This is a genomic window from Pseudoflavonifractor phocaeensis, assembly GCF_016901955.1.
Taxonomy (GTDB): domain Bacteria; phylum Bacillota; class Clostridia; order Oscillospirales; family Oscillospiraceae; genus Flavonifractor; species Flavonifractor phocaeensis_A.
Genome location: NZ_JACJLC010000124.1, coordinates 1 through 5,946 on the forward strand (window position 1 = coordinate 1; position 5,946 = coordinate 5,946).

Below are 5,946 nucleotides of genomic sequence, written 5' to 3' on the forward strand. Positions count from 1 at the left end.
GCTTCCTCAAGCATATTCTAACAAATTACGACTTGCTGCGTTAGAGGCTCCTGTGTTTCATACCCTTTGGTGCCTTGCAGCGCAGCGGAAAGGAATGGTCATAAAAATGGACTGCCTGACGGCAGTCCATTTTTTATCCGTGAAATCAATCCTCCGGCAGCTCGGCCACCACGGTGTTGAAGGTGTGACGCAGGAAGATAAGGCAGAGGATGAGAGAGGCGATCTCTGCGATGGGGAAGGCCCACCACACCGCCGTCACCTGTCCCGTAAGGGAGAGCAAATAAGCCGCGGGCAACAGCACCACCAGCTGGCGGACAATGGACATAATCATGCTTAGCACCCCGTTGCCCAGAGCCTGGAAGGTGGAGGAGCAGACGATATTGAATCCGGCGAAGGTGAAGCACAGGCTGATGATCCGCAGGGCCGGTACACCGATAGCCAGCATCTCCGCCGAGGCCTCGAACAGCCCCAGAATAGGAGCGGCAAAGAGCTGGACAATGGCCAGGCCCACCAGCATGATGCCCACCGCCAGGGCGGCGCTAAACCGCACCGCCTCCACCATGCGTCCCCGCTTCTTGGCTCCAAAGTTATAGGACACAATAGGCACCATGCCGTTGTTCAGGCCAAATACCGGCATGAATACGAAGCTTTGGAGCTTGAAGTACACATTAAACACCGCCACGGCGGTGGAGGTGGAGATGGTCCCCAGGATCAGGTTCATGCCGAAGGTCATAATGGAGCTGATGGAGTTGAGCACAATGGTGGGGATACCCACGCTGTAGATCCTGCCGATGACCGATCCCCTCGGCCGGAAGCCCAGCAGTCTGGGCTGAATCTCCGGATTACGGGCCATGTTGAAGTAGATAGCCAGGATGGCGGCTACGATCTGGCCCAGAACGGTGGCGGCGGCGGCCCCCGCCACTCCCATCTCAGGGAAGGGGCCCAGGCCGAAGATGAGCACCGGGTCCATGATAATGTTGATGACCGCGCCAACACCCTGGGTGATCATGGTGTAGAAGGTACGCCCGGTGGACTGAAGCAACCGCTCGAACATGACCTCCAGGAAGAGGCCGAAGGACAGCCCGGCGCAGATGGTCAGGTAGGATACCCCCTTGGCCACAATGTCCGGGTCACTGTTCTGGGCCAGGAAGAAAGGCCGGGCAAAGACCACGCCCACCACTGAAAAGAGGATGGTACTGAGCACCGCCAGGAACACGCCGTTTTCGGCGGCACGGTTTGCGGTCTCGTAGTCCTTGGCCCCCAGGCTGCGGGACAGCAGGGCGTTGACGCCCACGCCGGTGCCCACACTGACGGCAATCATCAGATTCTGGAAAGGGAATGCCATGCCTACGGCAGCCAGAGCGTTTTCGCTCACCTTGGCTACGAAGTAGCTGTCCACCACGTTGTACAGGGCCTGCACCAGCATGGAGATCATCATAGGCAGGGACATGGACAGCACCAGCCGCTTGACCGGCATGACGCCCATTTTATTCTCTTGTAGTTCTGACATAATATCCTCCCCACCGAAAGAGGGCCGCGGCAGACTGCCGCGGCTCCGACTCTCTGTATATCGCCCTTATTCTATCGAATCCCGTCAGATTCGTCAATAGGATTTCCGCAGCTTCCTCTTCGATCCGGCGCACCTTCTCTCCCAACGGTCAATAGGATAGGATTGGAGGGCCCCGCCTGGGGCCGGCCATTCAATTCAACCGATCGCAAGGAGCGTTTGCTATGGATACCTATACCTTGGATGTCCTCCGCCCCGGCCAGTGGGGCCAGGTGGCGGAGGTACGGGCGGAACCGGCCATGTACCGCCGTCTGCTGGACCTGGGACTGGTGCCCGGTACGGCGGTGGGCTGCACTGCGGTGAGCCCCGCCGGAGATCCCTCCGCCTATCTGATCCGGGGGGCGGTGATCGCCCTGCGGCAGCGGGACGCCCGGGGCGTCTGTCTGGAAGGCCCCCTATGGGAGTGAGCCAGGCCGCCCAGGGCAGGACAGTGGCCCTGGCGGGCAATCCCAACGTAGGCAAGTCCACCCTGTTCAACGCCCTCACCGGCCTGCGCCAGCACACCGGAAACTGGCCGGGCAAGACGGTAGAGGTGGCCCGGGGCCGCTGTGCCCGGGACGGGCGTACTTACACCCTGGTGGATCTGCCCGGCACCTATTCCCTGCTGGCCCACTCCCCAGAGGAGGAGGTGGCCCGGGACTTCCTCTGTTTCGGCGGAGCAGAGGGGGCGGTGGTGGTGTGCGACGCCACCTGTCTGGAACGGGGGCTGAACCTGGCCCTCCAGACCCTGGAGCTGGTCCCCCGGACGGTGGTATGCGTCAACCTGCTGGACGAGGCCGCCCGGAAGGGGGTGCGGGTGGACCTGGCCGCTCTGTCCGCCGCCCTGGGGATACCGGTGGTGGGCACCGCCGCTGGCCGGAAGGAGGGTCTGGAGGAGCTGTTGGAGGCGGTGGAGGCCACTCTGGCCGCTCCCCAGCCTCCAACACCCGCCCAGGTTCGTTATCCCCCAGCGGTGGAGTTCGCCGTCTCCTCCCTCCGGCCCCTGTTGGAACGGCGGCTGGGAGACCGTCTACCCGCCCGGTGGGCCGCTCTGCGTCTGCTGGAGGGTGACCCCACCCTTCCCCCCGCTCTTGCAAGAGCTCTTGACTGGGATCCCCGACAGGACGCCCCACTTCAGACCGCCCTGGCTGAAGCCCGGGCTGGGCTGGCCCGCAGCGGGGTGACTGATCTGGGAGGCCAGATCGCTTCCGGACTGGTGGAGGCCGCACGCTCCGCCGCCCAGGCCGCCCTGCCCCCGACTGCCACCCTCACCGGTGGGGAACGGCTGGACCGGCTGCTCACCAACCGAGCCCTGGGTATCCCCTCCATGGTGCTGCTGCTGGCGGGGGTGCTGTGGCTCACCATCCAGGGGGCCAACTACCCCTCCCAGCTCCTGTCCGCCGGGCTGTTCTGGGTGGGAGACCGTCTCACCGACCTGTTTGCCTGGCTGGGTGCTCCCGCCTGGCTCCACGGAGCTCTAGTTTTGGGGATGTACCGGGTGCTGGCCTGGGTGATCAGCGTCATGCTCCCCCCCATGGCCATCTTCTTCCCCCTGTTTACCTTACTGGAGGACTTCGGCTACCTGCCCCGGGTTGCCTTCCTGCTGGATCACGCCTTTCAAAAGGCGAAAGCATGCGGCAAGCAGGCCCTTACTATGTGCATGGGCTTCGGATGCAACGCCGCCGGGGTGGTGGGGTGCCGCATCATCGACTCCCCCCGTGAGCGGCTCATCGCCATCCTCACCAACTCTTTCGTACCCTGCAACGGCAGGTTCCCCACCCTTATTACCCTTATCACCCTGTTTTTCGTAGGAACCGCCGGAGGGCTGTGGCAGAGCACGGCAGCCGCCTTGGCCCTCACCTGCGTCATCCTGCTGGGGGTAGGCACGACCTTCGGGGTGTCCCGGCTGCTGTCACACACCCTGCTGAAGGGAGTACCCTCCGCCTACGCCCTGGAGTTGCCCCCTTATCGCCGTCCCCGGATAGGCCAGGTGCTGGCCCGCTCGGTGCTGGACCGGACCCTTTTCGTCCTGGGCCGGGCGGCGGTGGTGGCCGCTCCTGCTGGGCTGGTGATCTGGCTGTGCGCCAATGTGGAGGTGGGCGGCGCCTCTCTGCTGGCCTGGGGCACCGGATTTTTGGATCCCCTGGGCCGGCTTATGGGTCTGGACGGGACCATCCTCATGGCCTTTCTTCTGGGATTCCCCGCAAACGAGATCGTCATCCCCATCATTCTCATGTCCTACCTGTCCACCGGCGTACTCCAGGAGGCCGCCAGTCTGGAAGCCCTGGGGACCCTGCTGGCCGCCAACGGCTGGACCTGGCTCACCGCCCTGTGCACCATTCTTTTCTCCCTGTTTCACTGGCCCTGCTCCACCACCTGCCTCACCATCGCCAAAGAGACCCGCAGCGTCAAATGGACCCTGCTGGCGGTGGCCATCCCCACCGGACTAGGCATGGGGATGTGCATGGGAGTAACCTTCTTTGCAAGGGTTCTGGGCCTGACCTAAAATTTTTTTGCCAAGAGCGTAAAATTTCTCTTTACAAATAGGTGGGAGCTTGCTATAATAATCTGGCACGTGAAAGAACGTGTCAGACGCGCCCGTAGCGCAATTGGATAGAGCGTCAGATTCCGGTTCTGAAGGCTGGGGGTTCGAGTCCCTTCGGGCGTACCAAAATAAAAGCACCTGCTTTCTGATAGTTCCCATAGGTACATTTTCTGAACCTTGTGAATTGTCAGGCACACAGGCGGACAGCGGAAGCTGTCCGCCTGTTGTGTTTTATGCCAGCAATCGCTTGATTTCTTCAATATCTGTAATCTGCTTTGTGATATGCGGTGCTTGCTCTCCCTCCTGCATAGGGCTGTCCACTCTGCCGATGTCTCGGTACACGATCCTGATACTTTGTCCTGCAGAGCGGGAATACTTTTGGCTCCGTTCTCCCACCTCAATCCGCTGGATGAAGAGCCGCAGCAGTTCTGGCGTCAGTTCGTCAATGGTGGTGTACCGTTTGGCCTTCTCAATGAAGGCGTCCACATTGGCGGCTGAGGCTTTCAGTTTCTCCAACTGTTCCTCCTTGGCCGGAATGGCGACAGACAGATTTTTTTGCTCAGTGTTGTAGTCTGCGGAGAGCATGCGGAACTGTTCATTGGTCACCCGCCCCAGAACATTATCTTCATAGAGACGCTTGAACAGCGCGGACAACTCATCATATCTCCGATACATGGAATCCAGTTCCCTCTGCAGGCGGTTGATTTCCCGGCGCAGTTCTGCGGTGTTCCTCTGGTTGATGTACTGGGCGAATTGCCGCTCCTTCATCCGTGCGAAGTGCGTGACCCTGCGCAGGTCGTCCAGCACGATGGCTTTCAGGTCCGCCTCCCGGATCTGGTGGGGCGAGCAGGCGGTTTTCCCGCGCTTGCCATAAGTGGAGCACCGGAAATAATACTGATCCTCCCGCATCTTCTCTGTCCGGCAGAGCACCATGTATTTTCCGCAGTCGGCACAGTAGACCAATCCAGAGAACAGATTCGGCTCCTCCATGTGCTTGGGCGGCCGCCGCTTGTGCTCCCGCACATCCTGCACGATCTCCCAGACCTCCATGGAGATGAGCGGCTCATGGGTGTTCTCCACAAGGATCTGCTCGCTCTCTGGTTTCTGGATCTGCTTTTTATTTTTGTAGGAGAGCGTTGTTTTCTTCATGTTGAGCGTGTGCCCGATATAGACCTTGTTCTCCAGAATGTTGGCTACGGTTTTTCCGCACCAGGTGTAGGGACGGGTGGTATCCAGATTGGTACAAGCAGCTCCGGTAGTCTGATAGTACTGGTTGGTCGGATTCAGCACCTGCTCTCGGGTCAGGATTCTGGCGATCTGGTTCGGCCCCTTTCCCGACGCGCACAGATCAAAGATCCGACGCACGATGGGGGCAGTTTCCTCATCGGGAATGATCTCCTTGGAGTCCTTGTCCTTCTTCTTGTAGCCATAAGGCGGTTTACCGCCCAGCCGCTCCCCTCGCTCCGCCTGCATTTTCTTGATGGCGCGTACTTTCTTGCTGGTATCCTTGGCGTGGAGTTCGTTAGCCCAGTTACGGATGGGGTTGAAGTCGTTGCTGCTCTCCACCAGGGAATCCACGCCGTCGTTCACTGCGATAAAGCGGACGCCTTTCTCCGGGAAGTAGATCTCCGTGTACTGTCCCACCTGAAAGTATTCCCGTCCCAGACGGCTGAGATCTTCTTGTGTCAAGTAGGAACTAAAAAAATTTTGAGATTTTACAAGCCGTTCATAGGTGAACAACCACCCGTGAACGGCTTGCTGCATCTCTATTGAGCCTTGACAGTTGTATTTTCCTTGGCCTCACCAGAGCTAATCTGTTCTACCGTAGCCACTCGCACATAAACCGCAACAGTCA

4 protein-coding genes and 1 tRNA gene are annotated in these 5,946 nt (G+C 60.0%); 3 read left to right on the forward strand and 2 right to left on the reverse strand.

What is annotated here, in order from left to right; all coding sequences use genetic code 11:
- Positions 1-145: 145 nt before the first annotated feature.
- The gene (locus tag H6B51_RS15945) at positions 146-1,513 is read right to left on the reverse strand and encodes an MATE family efflux transporter (RefSeq protein WP_470382169.1); all 1,368 of its coding nucleotides are present in this window, start codon (positions 1,511-1,513) and stop codon (positions 146-148) included.
- Between the two features lie 218 nt (positions 1,514-1,731).
- On the opposite strand from H6B51_RS15945, the gene H6B51_RS15950 reads away from it, so the two are divergent.
- The 3 genes from H6B51_RS15950 (at position 1,732) to H6B51_RS15960 (ending at position 4,217) form a co-directional block, all read left to right on the forward strand.
- Entirely contained in the window at positions 1,732-1,974 is a 243-nt protein-coding gene (locus H6B51_RS15950) for a FeoA family protein (RefSeq protein ID WP_204884594.1), read from the forward strand.
- Positions 1,965-4,052, forward strand: a complete 2,088-nt coding sequence (gene feoB / locus H6B51_RS15955; protein ID WP_204884595.1) for a ferrous iron transport protein B — start codon at positions 1,965-1,967, stop codon at positions 4,050-4,052. Before H6B51_RS15950 ends, feoB begins: the two co-directional genes overlap by 10 nt.
- An 88-nt stretch (positions 4,053-4,140) precedes the next feature.
- Positions 4,141-4,217 (forward strand) — tRNA-Arg (locus H6B51_RS15960).
- Positions 4,218-4,322: 105 nt separating this feature from the next.
- On the opposite strand, the gene H6B51_RS15965 is transcribed toward H6B51_RS15960, so the two are convergent.
- Positions 4,323-5,735, reverse strand: a complete 1,413-nt coding sequence (locus tag H6B51_RS15965; RefSeq protein ID WP_204884596.1) for a recombinase family protein — start codon at positions 5,733-5,735, stop codon at positions 4,323-4,325.
- Positions 5,736-5,946 lie beyond the last annotated feature (211 nt).